The organism is Pseudomonas sp. GW821-FHT02A08 (genome assembly GCF_059422045.1).
In genome coordinates, this window is record NZ_JBWKWD010000050.1 from 25,622 (window position 1) to 42,970 (window position 17,349).

Annotated in this window: 8 protein-coding genes; 5 read left to right on the top strand and 3 right to left on the bottom strand. The window is 60.6% G+C overall.

Annotated elements, in window-relative coordinates; translation table 11 throughout:
• Positions 1-249: 249 nt before the first annotated feature.
• The 5 genes from AC07W4_RS25505 to AC07W4_RS25525 all read left to right on the top strand — a co-directional run bounded on the left by AC07W4_RS25505 (position 250) and on the right by AC07W4_RS25525 (position 15,365).
• Positions 250-10,986, top strand: coding sequence for a peroxidase family protein (locus AC07W4_RS25505; RefSeq protein WP_495034425.1), 10,737 nt, complete (start codon positions 250-252; stop codon positions 10,984-10,986).
• A 760-nt stretch (positions 10,987-11,746) separates the two neighbouring features.
• Complete coding sequence (locus AC07W4_RS25510; protein ID WP_495034426.1) at positions 11,747-13,159, top strand: amino acid permease; 1,413 nt, start codon at positions 11,747-11,749, stop codon at positions 13,157-13,159.
• Between the two features lie 226 nt (positions 13,160-13,385).
• Positions 13,386-13,799 (top strand): alternative ribosome rescue aminoacyl-tRNA hydrolase ArfB, encoded by a 414-nt coding sequence (gene arfB / locus AC07W4_RS25515; protein WP_495034427.1) that lies wholly within the window; start codon positions 13,386-13,388, stop codon positions 13,797-13,799.
• Between the two features lie 249 nt (positions 13,800-14,048).
• Complete coding sequence (locus AC07W4_RS25520; protein ID WP_495034428.1) at positions 14,049-14,498, top strand: hypothetical protein; 450 nt, start codon at positions 14,049-14,051, stop codon at positions 14,496-14,498.
• 9 nt (positions 14,499-14,507) lie between these two features.
• Entirely contained in the window at positions 14,508-15,365 is an 858-nt protein-coding gene (locus AC07W4_RS25525; RefSeq protein WP_495034429.1) for a hypothetical protein, read from the top strand.
• 63 nt (positions 15,366-15,428) lie between these two features.
• Here AC07W4_RS25525 and AC07W4_RS25530 read toward each other — a convergent pair whose 3' ends face one another.
• From AC07W4_RS25530 to AC07W4_RS25540, 3 genes are all read right to left on the bottom strand, one after another.
• On the bottom strand, positions 15,429-16,616 hold the full coding sequence (locus AC07W4_RS25530; protein WP_495034430.1) for an MFS transporter: 1,188 nt from the start codon (positions 16,614-16,616) through the stop codon (positions 15,429-15,431).
• Positions 16,617-16,715: 99 nt separating this feature from the next.
• Positions 16,716-16,913, bottom strand: coding sequence for a hypothetical protein (locus tag AC07W4_RS25535; protein WP_008051163.1), 198 nt, complete (start codon positions 16,911-16,913; stop codon positions 16,716-16,718).
• Positions 16,914-16,987: 74 nt separating this feature from the next.
• Positions 16,988-17,119 carry a hypothetical protein gene (locus tag AC07W4_RS25540; protein ID WP_495034431.1) on the bottom strand — a complete coding sequence of 44 codons (132 nt, stop codon included), beginning with the start codon at positions 17,117-17,119 and terminating at the stop codon, positions 16,988-16,990.
• Between the last annotated feature and the right edge of the window lie 230 nt (positions 17,120-17,349).

Consider the following 17,349-nt stretch of genomic DNA (forward strand, 5'->3'; position numbering starts at 1 on the left):
CTGGGTTCATGGGCCGTCGCCTCCTTGAGGCGCAATACCTGCCTGTAAGTACGGTTGTCATGGGGAATTGATCCTCAGTCGAGTTCTGCTGATTGCTTGCAATTCAGCAGGGGCTCAGTGCGGCCGTGATACCAGGTCCCGTCGTTCAAATTTCGATTTTTATTTATGGGGTTCAGCACTAAACCACGCGTTTGCAGCGGTGTTTTATGCGTGTGGTTTCCTGATTGGTTAAGCATCGAGGAAACAGCCATGGCCAGCTTCATCAAGTCCGATCTCGAGTTCATTCTCGAACAGATTTTCATCGCCGAACGGCATGCGGCAGGCGCGAGCCTGGCTGACTTGCTGCAGAACGTAGAAGTACCCTTCGGCCTGCGCACCGTCACCGGCATCTTCAACAACCTGGCTGATCCCCAGTTCGGTGCCGCCGACAACTTCTTCCCGCGTATGACGACGCCGGTGTTCAATACCGCGCAGGTCCAGCCGGCCGGCTTCTTCGGCCCCACCGATCCTGGTGGAACCACGCCGACTTCCTACCTGCAGACCAGCGGTTTCGTCTTTGACTCGCAGCCGCGCACCATCAGCAACCTGATCGTGGACCAGACCGCCAACAATCCGGCGGCGGTCGCGGCCGCAGCGGCCAATCCGGACTCACAGGTCGTCACCAGCCCCGGCCTGGATGGGCTGTTCGGCACCGCCGACGACATTGCCGTTTTCCAGATCCCTAATATCACGCCGGACGCGGGCCTGACCGTGCCGTTCAACCAGTGGATGACGTTCTTTGGCCAGTTCTTTGACCATGGCCTGGACCTCGTCACCAAGGGCGGCAGCGGCACAGTCTTCATTCCGCTGCAGCCGGATGACCCGCTATTCGTACCGGGCAGCCCGACCAACTTCATGGTGCTGACGCGTGCCACCAATCTGCCTGGCCCCGACGGCATCCTGGGCACCGCCGATGACATCCACGAGCAGAGCAACACCACTTCGCCCTTTGTCGACCAGAACCAGACCTACAGTTCGCATCCCTCGCACCAGGTATTCCTGCGTGCCTATGAGCTCAATGCCGCGGGCGATCCGGTGGCCACCGGCAAGCTGATCACCAATCGCGACCTGGGCGTCGATGGGCATTTCGGTACCGCTGATGACGTCGAAATCGGCGGCATGGCCACCTGGGCAATCGTCAAGGCCCAGGCCCGTGATCTGCTCGGCATCAACCTGACCGATGCGGACGTGTTCAACGTACCGCTGCTGGCGACCGATGCTTACGGCAACTTCATCAAGGGGCCCAACGGCCTCCCCCAAGTCGTGATGAAGGGCGCGGACGGTATAGCCGGAACGGCCGATGACGTGCTCGTCGAGGGTAATCGGGCCGCGCCAATCAGCCTGACGAACGCTGCGCGTACCGGCCACCAGTTCCTGATCGACATCGCCCACAGCGCCGATCCGACCGGGGGCCTGACGGCCGACGAGGACACCGTCATTGGCGGCCCGCAAGCCCCGGGAACCTACGACAACGAGTTGCTCGACAAGCACTACATCGCCGGCGATGGCCGGGTCAACGAGAACATCGGCCTGACCGCGGTGCATTCCATCTTCCACAGCGAGCACAACCGGCTGATCGACCAGACCAAGGCAACAGTGCTGGCCTCCGCCGACCTCGCTTTTCTCAATCAGTGGCTGATGCCTGACGCCCAACTGGCGGCATTGCCGGTAACGGCGGCCGACGTCGCGGCCCTGCACTGGAACGGCGAGCGGTTGTTCCAGGCGGCCAAGTTCGGCACCGAGATGCAGTACCAGCACCTGGTATTCGAGGAGTTCGCGCGCACCATCCAGCCGCAAGTGGACGTCTTCCTGGCGCCCATGGGCAACGACACCACGATCAACTCGGCGATCGTCGCCGAGTTCGCGCACACGGTCTTTCGCTTCGGGCACTCGATGCTGCTGGAGACGGTCGATCGCTTCGACCCCAACTTCAATGTCGTCGGCGACGGCAATCCGGTTGACCCGGGCAATCAACAGACCGGCCTGATCGCGGCCTTCCTCAACCCTCTCGCGTTTGCTGCCAGCGGCCCCACCCCTGAGGAGGCGGCTGGCGCGATCGTGCGCGGCATCACGCGGCAGGTCGGCAACGAGATCGACGAGTTTGTCACTGATGCTCTGCGCAACAATCTGGTCGGCCTGCCGCTCGACCTCCCCGCGCTCAACCTGGCGCGCGGCCGCGACGCCGGCATCCCGTCGCTGAACGCGGCGCGGCGCGAATTCTACCACATGACCGGCGACAGCCAGTTGACCCCCTACACGAGCTGGGCCGATTTCGTGCAGCACATGAAACACCCGGAATCGCTGATCAATTTCATCGCCGCCTACGGCACGCATTCAACCATCACTGGCGCTACGACGCTGGCGGGCAAGCGCGCCGCGGCTACGGATCTCGTGCTCGGCGGCGCCACGGCGCCGGCCGATCGCCTGGACTTCCTCAACAGTACCGGCGTCTGGAGCAGCAATGCCGGTGCGGACGGTATTTTGCACACCGCAGACGACGTGACCATCACCGGCCTGGACAGCGTCGACTTCTGGATCGGCGGCCTGGCCGAGGAGAAAATGCCCTTTGGCGGCCTGCTCGGTTCGTCTTTCAACTTCGTCTTCGAAACCCAGTTGGAAAACCTGCAGAATGGCGACCGCTTCTACTATCTGGCCCGCACCGCGGGACTCAACTTCGGCACCGAGCTTGAGAACAACTCGTTCGCCAATCTGGTGATGCTCAACAGCGATGCAACACACCTGCCGGCTAATATATTCCAGACGCCGGCCTTCACTCTGGAGGTCGACCCGACGCACCAGTTCAACCCGAGTGTGGTGGCCGGCCCGGACGGCATCGTCGGCACGGCCGACGATCTGCCAGCCAACGCCGACCCCTTTGGCCCGTCGGACCACCCGATTGGCTCACCGCGGATTGACCATTTCACGCCGCTGGTGATCCGCGATAACCCCGCCACGCCAGGTCTGGATACCAACTACCTGCACTACACCGGCAGCGATACGGTCGTACTCGGCGGCACGCCCGGGGACGACATTCTCATTGCCGGCGACTCGGACGACGACACGGTCTATGGCGACGCCGGCAACGATCGGCTCGACGGTGGCTACGGCAACGACAACCTCTTCGGCGGTGCCGGTGACGACATCATCACTGACATCGGCGGCGACGACGTCATCCACGGCGACGACGGCAACGACGTCATCCAGGCCGGTAACTCGACCCTCGCCGGCAACAATCTGGTCCTCGGCGGTGCGGGCAAAGACTTCATCATCACCACTGAAGACATCACGATGACCTTCGGCGGCGCGGGTGACGATTTCATCCTCGGCGCCAAGGTCAACCTCGCGCCAACCGGCAACGAAGGCGACGACTGGATTGAGGGCGGGACCCAGGACGGTGCGCCCGGCGATAACATGAGCCCGACATTGACCGACGATGTGCCCGGCAACGACATCTTCATCGGCACCGGCGGATTCGATGAAATGATCGGCGAGGGTGGCGACGACACCTTCGTCGCCAGCGATGCTCAGGACAAGATGGATGGTATGTCCGGGTTTGACTGGACCACCTACAAGAATGACAAGTACGGCGTGACCGTCGACATGGTCGTCCCGTTCTTCAGTCCGTATCACCCGGTGCCCGATGCCGCAGGCAATATCGTGGGCGCGGTGGGGCAATCGCCCGATGCGGTCTATGACCGGTTCGCGGAAGTGGAGGGCCTGTCGGGGTCGGCCTTCGCCGACTTCCTGCGCGGCGATGAACAAAACGCGGCCATCATCGCCAACATCACGGCCAGGGGCAGCATCCTCACCAACTTCGATCTCGTCAGCGGCCTGCGAGCCTTCGTCGGCAGCGCCGGTTTTGGTGCCGACGGTATCGGGGGGACGGCCGACGATCAGTTCGGCGCAGGCAACATCATCCTCGGCGGCGATGGCAGCGACATCATCGAAGGCCGTGGCGGCAGCGACCTCATCGACGGCGACAGTTGGCTCAACGTGCGCATCAGCGTGCGTCAGAACATCGATGGCACCGGGCCGGAGATCGCCAGCTTCGACAGCATGACGCCGATGATCCCGCTCATGCTCAACGGCACCTACAATCCCGGCCAGCTCGTCGCCGTGCGCGAAATCCTGCCCGGTACATCCGCAGGCGGGGCTGCGTTCGACACCGTCAACTTCCTGGGCCCTCTGGCGAACTACACGATCGCCGTCAACGGCATCGTCGTCGATCCCGCCGTTCCCCTCGATATCGCCGGCACCGACATCGTCACCGTGACCGACAATGTCGGCAAGGAAGAAACCGACCGTCTCACCCACATCGAGCGGCTGCAATTCTCCGATCAGGCAGTGGTCCTCGTGCAGGGGATCAACGCCGAGCCTGTGGGGGCGCTGACAGTGAGCAACACCGCGCCGACCGTAGGCCAGACGCTGACGGTGTCGGCGGCAGGCATCACCGATGACGACAACGCGGGTGGGGCGATCCACAACTCCATCAGTTACATATGGCAGTTTGAAGCGACACCGGGTTCTGGCGTCTTCGAGGACATCATCCTCGGCCCAGGCCGCATCGGTATCGGGTTTACAAGAGCGGACGCGCCCACGTTCACGGTGACGTCGGATCTTGCCGGCCTGGCAATTCGCGTCAAAGCCATCTATGCGGACGATAATGGCGTGACCGAGCAGGTATTCTCTGCACCGACTACGGCAGTAGTGGCTGCGGCGCCGGCCCCCGCAGCGGCGCCTTCGCTGATCGACCCGCAGACCAGTGCCCCCAGCAACGGTGTGCGTTACACGCAAGCCGACCTGGCATTCATCCTTGACCAGATCAAGATTGCGGAACACCACGCGGCCGGTGAGAACCTGGTTTCTCTGCTGCCGAACGTACGAGTGCCGTACGGATTGCGCACGGTCGAAGGGACGGACAACAACCTGCTTCATCCCGAGTTCGGTGCCGCCGATAACGTATTCCCGCGCCTGACCACGCCGGACTTCCGCCCGGCCGAAGCCGGCACCAGCTACACCCAGACCAGCGGCCTGGTGATCGACTCGCAGCCGCGCACCATCAGCAACCTGATTGTCGACCAGACCGCCAACAACCCGGCGGCGGTCGCGGCCACCTTCGATCCTGGGCTCGATGGCGTCCTCGGCACCGCTGACGATGTCCTCAAGGCCGGTGCGCAGGTGGTGACCGGAACCCGTACCGACGGCACGACGTTCCAGACCTTCTTCGACCCGAACGTGAGCCCCGACGCGGGCCTGACCGCGCCCTTCAACCAATGGATGACCTTCTTCGGTCAGTTCTTCGATCATGGCCTGGACCTCGTCACCAAGGGCGGCTCAGGCACCGTGTTCGTTCCATTGCAGCCCGATGACCCGCTGTTCGTGCCCGGTAGCCCGACCAATTTCATGGTGCTGACGCGCGCTACCAACCAACCCGGCCCCGATGGCATCCTGGGCACGGCCGACGACATCCACGAGAACACCAACACCACCTCGCCGTTTGTCGACCAGAACCAGACCTACAGCTCGCATCCTTCGCACCAGGTGTTCCTGCGTGCCTATGAGCTCAACGCAGCGGGCGATCCGGTGGCCACCGGCAAGTTGATCGAGAATCGGACTGCCGGTGTCGACGGCATCCTGTTTACCGGTGACGACAGTTTGACTGGCGGCATGGCCACCTGGAAGGTGGTCAAGGCGCAGGCGAGCGCGCTGCTGGGCATCAACCTCACCGATGCCGATTTCGACAACGTGCCGTTGCTGGCGACCGACGCCTACGGCAATTTCATCAAGGGTCCGAACGGTTTTCCACAGGTGGTGATGAAGGGCGCGGATGGAATTGCCGGTACGGCCGACGATGTGCTCGTCGAAGGTAATCCGCTGGCGCCCATTAGCCTGGTCGATGCCGTGCGCACCGGTCATGCCTTCCTCAACGACATCGCGCACACCGCCGTTCCGGTGGACGGCCAGACCGGCGCGGCACTCCTGCCCGATGCGGACAATGTCATTGGTGGTACGCCTGCGCCGGGCTTCTATGACAATGAACTGCTGGACGCGCACTACATTGCCGGCGACGGTCGGGTCAACGAGAACATCGGCCTGACCACCGTCCATTCCATCTTCCACCATGAGCACAACCGCTTGGTCGATCACACCAAGGCGGTGGTCCTGGCGACAGCGGCAAGCGGCGATGTGTCGTTCCTGAACGAGTGGCTGCTGACGCCCGTCACTGCCGTTCCCGCCGACACCTCGACCCTCGACTGGAACGGCGAGCGCCTGTTCCAGACCGCAAAGTTCGGTACCGAGATGCAGTACCAGCACCTGGTGTTCGAGGAGTTCGCGCGCACTATCCAGCCGATGGTCGATCCGTTCTTCGCACCGGGCCAGGTGTACGACACCGCGATCGATCCGAGCATCGTTGCCGAGTTCGCGCACACCGTCTATCGCTTCGGGCACTCGATGTTGCTGGAGCAGGTCGACCGGCTGGATCCGAACTTCGCCTCAAGCGATATCGGGCTGATCCAGGCCTTCCTCAACCCGCTCGAGTTCGCGGGCAGCGGCGCCACTCCGGAAGAGGCGGCTGGTGCCATCGTGCGCGGCGTGACCCGCCAAGTGGGCAACGAGATCGACGAGTTCGTCACTGAAGCCCTGCGCAACAACCTGCTGGGCCTGCCACTCGATCTGCCCGCCATCAACCTGGCGCGGGGCCGCGATACCGGCATTCCGTCCCTGAACGCGGCACGGCGGGAGTTCTATGGGCCCACCGGTGACGCAGAGCTCAAGCCCTACACCAGTTGGGCGGATTTCGTGCAGCACATGAAGCATCCGGAATCGCTGGTCAACTTCATCGCCGCCTACGGCACGCACGCGACCATCACCGGCGCCACCACGCTGGCGGACAAGCGCGCCGCGGCTGCGGACCTGGTGTTCGGCGGCGCGACCGCACCGGCCGACCGTGTCGACTTCCTGAACAGCACGGGTGCCTGGGCCAGCAACGCGGGTGCCGACGGTATTCTGAACACCGCAGACGACGTGACCATCACTGGCCTGGACGACGTCGATTTCTGGGTTGGCGGGCTGGCCGAGGAGAAAATGCCCTTTGGCGGCATGCTCGGCTCGACCTTCAACTTCGTCTTCGAGAACCAGATGGAGAAACTCCAGGACGGCGACCGCTTCTACTATCTGGAACGCACCGCCTCGATGGACTTTGGCGCCGAACTGGAGAACAACACGTTCGCCGCGCTGGTGATGGCCAATACCGACGCAACACACCTCTCGGCCAGGGTTTTCCTGACGCCGGCCTACACTCTGGAGGTCAACCAGGCGAACCAGTACAACCCGAGTGTGATTGCCGGTCCCGACGGTATTGTCGGCACCCTCGACGATCTGCCGGCCAATGCCGATCCGTTTGGTCCGTCGGTCCACCCGATTGGCTCACCGCGCACTGACTTCCTCACGCCGCTGGTGATCCGCGACAATCCCGCCACGCCGGGTCTGGATACCAACTACCTGCACTACACCGGCGCCGATACGGTCGTGCTGGGCGGCACGCCCGGCAACGACATCCTCATTGCCGGCGACTCGGACGACGACACGGTCTATGGCGATGCCGGCAACGACCGGATCGATGGCGGCTACGGCAACGACCAACTCTTGGGCGGTGCCGGTGACGACATCATCACGGACATGGGCGGCGACGACGTCATCCACGGCGAGGACGGCAACGACGTCATCCAGGGCGGCAACGGCCTCAACCTGATCCTCGGCCAGGCCGGCCAGGACTTCATCGTCACCGGCGAGGACGCGGCCGACAGCAGCGGCGGCCTGGGCAACGACTTCATCCTCGGCAGCAAGGCGAACGAGTTCGCGCGCGGTGGCGAAGGCGATGACTGGATCCAGGGTGGATCCGCCGATGGCGTTGCCGGCGATAACTTCGACCCATTCGGAAACGATCCGATCAATGGCAACGACGTCTTCCTGGGCGATGGCGGACCGGACAACTTCGACGGGGAGGGCGGTGATGACATCATGGTCGGCAGCCCCAGTGAGGCGGACCGTTTCATCGGGTTCTCGGGTTATGACTGGGCGACCTACAAGGACGATCCGGTCGGCGTGACCATGGACCTGAACTCCAGGCTGCGCTTCTTCGATCAGCCGGCGGTGCCCGGTTCCACTGCGTCGATCCTTGCCCGGTTGGACCTGGTGGAAGGGTTGTCGGGATCGTCCCACGCCGATTTCCTCAGCGGCGATGACTCCACTGCCGATTTGCTCGCCATCGCTGGCGCCAAGGGCAGCGTGCTCACCAACTTCGACCTCATCAGCGGTCTGCGGGACCTCGTCGGCAGTGCCGGCAACGGCGCGGATGGCATCGCCGGCACGGCCGACGATAAGTTCGACGGGGGCAACATCATCCTGGGTGGCGACGGCAGCGACGTCATCCAAGGCCGTGGCGGCGATGACCTCATTGACGGCGACAAGTGGCTCAACGTGCGCATCAGCGTGCGGCAGAACATCGATGGCACCGGGCCGGAAATCGCCACCTTCGATAGCATGACGCCCTTGGTCCCGCTCATGTTGAACGGCACCTATAACCCCGGCCAGCTCCAGATCGTCCGCGAAATCCTGACGGCGACCGGTCCCGACTTCGACACGGCGCTGTTCTCCGGCAATCTGGCGGATTACACCGTGGTCGAAAACGTCAACGGCACCGTGACGGTCACCGACAATATTGCTGGCAGGGACGGGACCGACACCCTGAGCAATATCGAGCGGTTGCAGTTCTCCGATCAAGCGGTCGTGCTCGGCGGTTTGAACTCGGCACCAGTCGGTTCGCTGAGGATCGACGATGCCACGCCCGCCGTCGGCCAGTTGCTGACGGTATCGGCGGCCGACATCACGGATGCCGACAATATTGCGACCGGAGGCGCGATCACCGGGCCCATCAGTTTCTTCTGGCAGTTCGAAGCGCGCCCGGGCTCGGGCGTCTTCGAAGACATCACCTTCTTTGCCGCCGGAGAGGTCGCGCGCGCGGAGGGCACGACCGTCACGGTGGGCTCGGAACTCAGGGTCCCACCACCGGCGACCCTCATTGGGGCCGTGCCGGCCATACCGGAGCTCGTCGTGGCAGCCGGGCTGGCGCTGCGCGTCAGGGCGGTCTACAAGGACGCCAATGGCGTGCTGGAGGAGGTGTTCTCGGCACCGACCGCACCAATCGCGCCGGCCGGTACCGGCACCGTCAATGTCCTGCCGGTCGGAACGGTACTGATCAGCGATACGACCCCGACGCAAGGCTCGGCCTTGACCGCCACGGATGCGTTCACCGACGCCAACGGGACCACGACCTCGGTGATTACCCATCAATGGCAGGTGGGGAGCGGTGCGATCTTTGCCAACATCGCCGGTGCGACGGGCACGACCTTCACGCCCGACCACGCGCAGGTCGGTCAGCAACTGCGTGTCGTCGCGAGCTACACCGATGACCTCGGCGCACTTGAGCGAGTCACTTCTGCCGCAACGACAGTGGTCGGTGATCTGTTTGTCGGTACCGCCGGTGTCGACCTATGGACCGGCACGGCAGGCGCGGACGTGGCCAGTGGAGGCAATGGCAACGACATCATGAAAGGCCTGGGCGGCAATGACATCCTCAATGGTGACGCGGGCAATGACATTCTCATCGGCGGTAACGGTGACGATACGATGGCCGGCGGTACTGGCAACGATATCTACGAAGTCACCTCCGTCGGGGACGTGGTGACCGAGCTCGCCGGTGGCGGCAGCGATACCGTCTGGACCTCGCTCGCGAGCTACACCCTGGGTGCCAACGTCGAGAATCTGTATTTCGGCGGTAGCGGCAATTTCAGGGCCACCGGTAACGCGCTCGCCAACACGCTCGTGGGCGGTGCGGGTAACGACATTCTCATCGGTGGTAACGGTAACGATACGATGGCCGGCGGTATTGGCAACGATATCTACGAAGTTACCTCCGTTGGGGACGTAGTGACCGAACTCGCCGGTGGCGGCAGCGACACGATCTGGACCTCGCTCGCGACCTACACCCTGGGTGCCAACGTCGAGAATCTGTATTTCGGCGGTAGCGGCAATTTCAGGGCCACCGGTAACGCGCTGGCCAACACGATCGTGGGCGGTGCGGGTAACGACATTCTCATCGGCGGTAACGGTGATGACACGATGGCCGGCGGTCTTGGCAACGACATCTACGAAGTCACCTCCGTTGGGGATGTGGTGACCGAACTCGCCGGTGCCGGTAACGATACGGTCTGGACCTCGCTCGTGAACTACGCCCTGGGTGCCAACCTCGACAATCTGTATTTCGGCGGTAGCGGCAATTTCAGGGCCACCGGTAACGCGCTCGCCAACACGCTCGTGGGTGCTGCGGGTAACGACATTCTCATTGGCGGTAACGGTGACGATACGATGGCCGGCGGTATTGGCAACGATACCTACGAAGTCACCTCCGCTGGGGACGTGGTGACCGAACTCGCCGGTGCCGGTAACGATACGGTCTGGACCTCGCTCTCGAGCTACACCCTGGGCGCCACCGTCGAGAGTCTGTTCTTCGGCGGCAGCGGCAACTTCGCGGGCACGGGTAACGCGCTCAACAACACGATCGTGGGTGGTGCGGGTAACGACGTGCTCACCGGTGGTGGTGGTAACGACCTGTTGAGTACCGGTATCGCCGGCAACGATACCTTCGTGTTTGCTGCTGCGGGTTTCGGCACCGATGCGATCTTTGGATTCGGAGCCAATCCGGCTGCAGGGCAGGACGTGCTCGATATCGCGGGGTTGGGGATCACCAGTGCGACGTTCGCGGCCAACGTGAGCATAACGGCCGACGGGGCCGATACGCTGGTGGGGATCGGGGCGGACACCATCCGCCTTGTGGGTGTCGCCAGCGCGACCGTCGATCAGACGGACTTCCATTTGGCGGGATAAGGAGGCCTTCTCGATACAGTTGAACTGAAAGTAATTGGGTGTGTGGCGGTTGCCACACACCTTTTTTGTACGCCAGGAAGGTCAGCCGTCACGCCCGGAGGTCCGGGGGTGGAAAGCCAGAATTACGCATCGTAAAGAAAACCTGACGAAATTCACGGATTAACCCCGTGAAATCGCCGCTTCTTCAATATCGTAATAAAACTCTTACGCATCATTATATTTTTCCCCACTTCCAGCGCTCTGGCCCGCTTGTTTCACCGCTCCATGCAGGGTGTCATGCGCGCCATGCCTGTCGTGCAGGTGCATAACAAAAAGGAGGCGCAATGAACGCCGTATTCCATCTCCATCTCTCTGCGAGGGGCGGTTTTCCTGCCTTTCCCGTCGATGATCCGCAAGGGTCTGACCCATTTTTTGCAGCCGCCCGAGCCTCTCGGGGCGGACACAGGCAATCCCGGCCATAGACACGCTTGTCCAGCGGGTCTGGCAGCAGGGGGTTACGGGTGTACAATGCGCCGCGTTTTACCTGTGACCTCCTGCGCATCTGCGCAAACCTCAAGGCTATCCGCCTTGTTCACTCCGTCGCGTCACGAGCGTGTCGGGTTCGATTTCGTCACAGATAAAAACAAACAGGTGACGCATGACCGTTGTAAATACGCTGAACTCCTGGTGCCTGCGCTGGGGTTTGATCGGTGCCGCTTAACGCCTTTCTTGAGCAGCAACGTCTACTGAACATCATCAAACCTTGCGTGAGACCCTTTTCATGAGTGGACAACACCCGCAATCAGGCGAGCTGAAACGCGGCCTGAAAAATCGCCACATTCAATTGATCGCCCTCGGCGGCGCGATCGGTACCGGCTTGTTCCTCGGCTCGGCCGGGGTACTGAAATCCGCCGGCCCGTCGATGATCCTCGGCTACGCCATCTGCGGCTTCATCGCCTTCATGATCATGCGCCAACTGGGCGAAATGATCGTCGAAGATCCGGTTGCAGGCTCCTTCAGCCATTTTGCGCACAAGTACTGGGGCGGCTTTGCCGGCTTCCTGTCGGGCTGGAACTGCTGGATCCTGTACATTCTGGTGGGCATGTCGGAGCTGACCGCGGTCGGCAAGTACATCCACTACTGGGCGCCGGACATCCCGACCTGGGTCTCCGCAGCGGCCTTCTTCGTGCTGATCAACGCGATCAACCTGGCCAACGTCAAAGTCTTTGGCGAGGCCGAGTTCTGGTTCGCGATCATCAAGGTCGTGGCGATCGTCGGCATGATTGCCCTGGGCAGCTACCTGCTGGTCAGCGGCAACGGCGGCCCGCAGGCAGCGGTCAGCAACCTGTGGTCCCACGGTGGCTTCTTCCCGAACGGCGTCAGCGGTCTGGTGATGGCCATGGCTTTCATCATGTTTTCCTTCGGTGGCCTGGAAATGCTCGGTTTCACCGCTGCCGAAGCCGACAAACCGAAAACCGTGATTCCGAAAGCCATCAACCAGGTGATCTACCGGATTCTGATTTTCTACATCGGTGCCCTGGTCATCCTGCTGTCGTTGACGCCGTGGGACAGCCTGCTGACCACCTTGAACGCCTCCGGTGATTCCTACAGCGGCAGCCCGTTCGTGCAAGTGTTCTCGATGCTGGGCAGCAACACCGCCGCGCACATCCTCAACTTCGTGGTCCTGACCGCGGCGTTGTCGGTGTACAACAGCGGCACCTACTGCAACAGCCGCATGCTGCTGGGCATGGCCGAGCAGGGCGATGCGCCGAAGGGCCTGGCGAAGATCGACAAGCGCGGCGTGCCAGTGCGTTCGATCCTGGCCTCGGCCGCCGTGACCCTGATCGCGGTACTGCTGAACTACCTGATCCCGCAAAACGCGCTGGAGCTGCTGATGTCGCTGGTAGTGGCCACCCTGGTGATCAACTGGGCGATGATCAGCTACTCACACTTCAAGTTCCGCCAGCACATGAACAAGACCAGGCAGACGCCGCTGTTCAAGGCCCTGTGGTACCCGTACGGCAACTACATCTGCCTGGTGTTCGTGGTGTTCATCCTTGGCGTGATGCTGTTGATTCCAGGGATCCAGACATCGGTCTACGCGATTCCGGTGTGGCTCGTGTTCATGTGGGTCTGCTACGGCATCAAGAACAAGCGTAGTGCTCAGCGTGCCTTGCAGGCCGCAGTGGAGTAACTCCGCGCAGAAACAACAAACCCGGCCAAGTGCCGGGTTTGTTGTTTTCAGGCTTCACACAAATCCCTTTGTGGGAGCGGGCTTGCTCGCGAATGCTGAGTGTCAGTCGACCTGAATGCTGACGGTTAAACCGCTTTCGCGAGCAAGCCCGCTCCCACATTGGTTCTGCTGCGTTCCTGACACTCATTCGCGGTATCCTGCACGCTCTGAATACGGACGCTTTTCCATGCTGGTGATTTCCAACAACGTGCAGCTGCCGGATGCCGAGATCGAGTTGACGGCCATTCGCGCGCAAGGCGCCGGTGGGCAGAACGTCAACAAGGTCTCCAGTGCCGTGCACCTGCGCTTCGACATTCCGGCGTCGTCCTTGCCCGAGTTCTATAAGGAGCGGCTGCTGGCGTTGCGCGACAGCCGCATCACCAGCGATGGCGTGCTGATCATCAAGGCCCAGCAATATCGGACGCAGGAAGCCAACCGTGCTGATGCGCTGGAGCGTCTGGTCGAGCTAATCTTCAGCGCCACCAAAGTGGAAAAGAAGCGCCGTCCGACCAAGCCGACCCTCGGCTCAAAGAAGCGCCGCCTCGAATCCAAGACCAAGCGCGGCAGCATCAAGGCCGGGCGTGGCAAGGTGGATTTTTAAGATCTGGAGTCTTGGAATTTATTCCATTTCATCAGATTTCATCAGGAGTGGGTATTTTATTCATCTCGCCCCCCCCACTTAAATGAATGCCCCGGATTTCGAAATACATGTGCAGATGAAAAAAAGCTGCAGATATAAAATTTTAATTTCTTATAGCTCATCGGTATAACTGACTGTCATTTCTGACAGTTGTTCTGGATTACTGCAAGGGATTTACTGAGCTCTGTTTTATTAATCGAGCAAAAATAGATGAATAACTCATTTAAACCCAGTGAGCAAAAAACCGGGCGTGGCACTCCCGATAATTCTTTTGGTGTTCGCAGTGAGGTCTATCTATATGGAGCAGGAAATCAGCGTCTTCAGGCGCGGGCCGTAACTGTTCTCACTGATCCGCACAGGATTGTTTGCGGCGCAACCTCTGAAAAACTGCAAGAAACTTACTTGTTCATGCTGGATGAGCGGGGCGGTGTTGATGAAAGTTTCGGTGTTGCAGGTGCTGCTGTTTTCAAGCTGTCAGAGTTTTTCCCAGGCTGGGGTTTGGCTCAGCCCTACAGCGTAAAATTTGATACTGAACATCGTAAGTATGTAGTGGGGTTCTTTGCTCGCAAAGAAGGCTTTAATCGTGCTACCGGACTGGCTCGATTTAACTTGAATGGGGAGCTTGATGAGAGTTTTGGCAACAAAGGTGTCACGCTGTAGAGTCGAGAGGTGAAATATGTTGCTCCTGCCAATTCAGATGCTAAGAAGGCGGAGCAAGTTCTGACTGACAAAGGCCGCGACTACCACGGGTCTATGGAGTTATTGGACGATGGCGGCGTGTTGCTTCTAACTACGCTTGACGTCAGAGGCCTTTATGATAATGCGTTTGTGGTCAAAGTCAAAAGTAGCGGTATGCTGGACGAGGGGTTTGGTGATGGCGGGTGGCGATTAGTTTATCGAGGTCCGAGTGTTGCAGTCACAGGAGAGGATTTGGTTCGGCAAGGCGATAGTTGTCTCGTCGCGGCTTCAGAGGGTGTTGGTGATAAGAGTTGGTTTGTTTGCAGGTATGATGCTGATGGTAATGTTGATTCTGATTTTGGAGTCGATGGTTATTATGATGGAGAGCCTTCGGTTAAAGACGTAATTCTAAAGCGGGACGATCGTTCTCATTTTTATATGGTGGGTACTTCGAGTAATACGATTCCGCAGTATCTATTTCTCAAGCTTCAACGTCGCGGGCTGAATGGTGAGGAAGATCCTCATTTTGGGTGGCAGGGATGGGGGGCGGATATTGGTAATGCATTCAGTGATATTTATGTGTTGAAAGCAGCCCTTTATAATTCGGCGTCAACCGTTGTGGTGGCGGGTTATGCTTATTTGCGTGGGGGAACAAGCAGCCAGGCATTCATTGCCAGTATTGAACAGGACATGGGTTGGGATTCGGCATTTGGTGGTGACGGGAAAGTGTTATTTCCCCAAGAGAAAATAATTCATGATCTTGTGGTTCAGGAGGATCGAAAGATTGTCTTAATTTCCAGTCGAAATAGGGAGCCCGATAGCTTTGCCATCGTCCGTTTGCATGGTTAAGGCCTAAGAGCTTAAGTTGTATATTGGCCGTTCAGCATCGGCTGAATGGCCAATAGTGTGCGATTACTGAAAGTGGTGTTTTGGCGCAATTCGGTACAAATACAAACTCAGGATCAAGCCACTCAGCGAGGCAATGGCGGCGAACAGGAAGATCGAAGCAAAACCAAAGCCCGCCGCAATCGCCCCGGCCAGCGGCCCGGTGATCCCCAGCGACAAATCGATGAACAGCGAATAGGCGCCGACCGCCGCGCCACGACTTGAGGCGGGCACCAGGTTGACCGCTTCCACGCCGAGCGCCGGAAACACCAGTGAAAAGCCGAAGCCGCTCAGCGCCGCGCCCGCCAGAGCCCAATGGGCATCGGGTGCCAGCCACAGCAACAGCAAGCCCAGGGTTTCCACCGACAGGCAGGCAATGGCCACGCGAAAGCCGCCGAGGCGGTTGATCAGGTTGCCGAACAGCAAACGCGCACCGATGAAGCTGGCGCCGAACAGGCTCAGGCACAGCACCGCGTTGTCCCAGTGTTGCGTGGCGTAATACAGGGTGATGAAAGTGGCGATGGTGCCAAAGCCGATGGAGCCCAGGGCCAGGCCACAGCCGTGGGGCAAGACTCGCCCCAGTACATGCATGAACGGCAGACGCTCGCCGGCAACGATCGGCGCGGCGGTTTTCGGCCAGGCCAGCAGCAGGCCGAGAACGGCCAGCAAAACAATGCTCACGCCCATGCTCCACAAACCCAGTTGATGGACGATCAACACACCCAAGGGGGCTCCGACGGCCAGTGCGCCATAGCTGGCGATACCGTTCCAGGAGATAACCTTGGCCGTGTTCGCCGCGCCGACCCGGCCGATGCCCCAGCCAATCGAGCCCGAGCCCACCAGGCTTTCCGCGCTGCCGAGAACCAGGCGACCGATCAACAGGCTGATCAGACTCAAAGTCGGCAGGCTCTGGGTCCAGGCCGAGATCAACATGAACACGCCGCTCAGGCCGCAACCGGCCAGGCCATACATCACGGCCAGTTTGCTGCCCTTGTTGTCGATGATCCTCCCGGCATAGGGGCGGCTGAGCAGGGTGGCCAGGTATTGCACGCTGATCACCAGCCCCGCGACCACCGCGCCGAAGCCCAGGTCGCTGTGGACGTAACCGGGCAATACGGCCAGGGGGATGCCGATGTTCAGGTAGCCGATGAAGGTGAAAAGGACGATGGAAACGACTTGCAGCGTGACCGCCAGGGGGCGCTGGTTTTCAGGCATGGGTAAAGGTCCACGGTAAAGCAGGATAGATAGGCTGCTTATGATAGCGGTGTGGACGGTCACAGTTTGTGAAAAAGTAAAACTATTTGCCGGGCGGCGTCATTCAGGCTTGGCAGGCGCGACCAGTTGCGTGGTGACCAGGGCGGCCAGTGCATTTTCCTGGGTGCCGAAGCGGGCGAGCAAGGCGGCTTGTTTCTCGGGGGAGAGGCGATTCCAGATCCCGATCATTTTCTCGGCGGTGCCGATCAGGACGCTGGCCTGCTTTTCATCAAAGGTTTCGCTGAGTTCATCGGTCATGGTGCAGGCTCGCGTTTCAGGCAGTGTGGAAAGCGCATGGTAGCGCTTTCCACACGGTCTGTACGGCGGGTGTTTCAGTCTTCGTTGTCAGCCTGGCGGCTGCCAGTGGCTTCTTTCGGCTCGGGCTGTTGGGCTCCGGCTTGCTGCGTGGTCGTCTGCTCAGGTACGTGCAGGCTTGGGAAGGGGAGATTAGGAATCTCGTGCATGGTTGCGCTCCTCGCTAAGTCTGTTGATAGATCTGGTAGATCCGCGCTTTGAAAAAGCCTGGGCAGGATACAGCACTGAAAATGACAAACGGACTTTTATATCCATTTGTTTCGATGGAAGGGGTTGTAAAGACAGGTCTAGAAGGGGGGCAACACACCGCAAATGTCGGAGCGGGCTTGCTCGCGAATGCGGTGTGTCAGTCGACATTTGCATCGCTTGACACACCGCA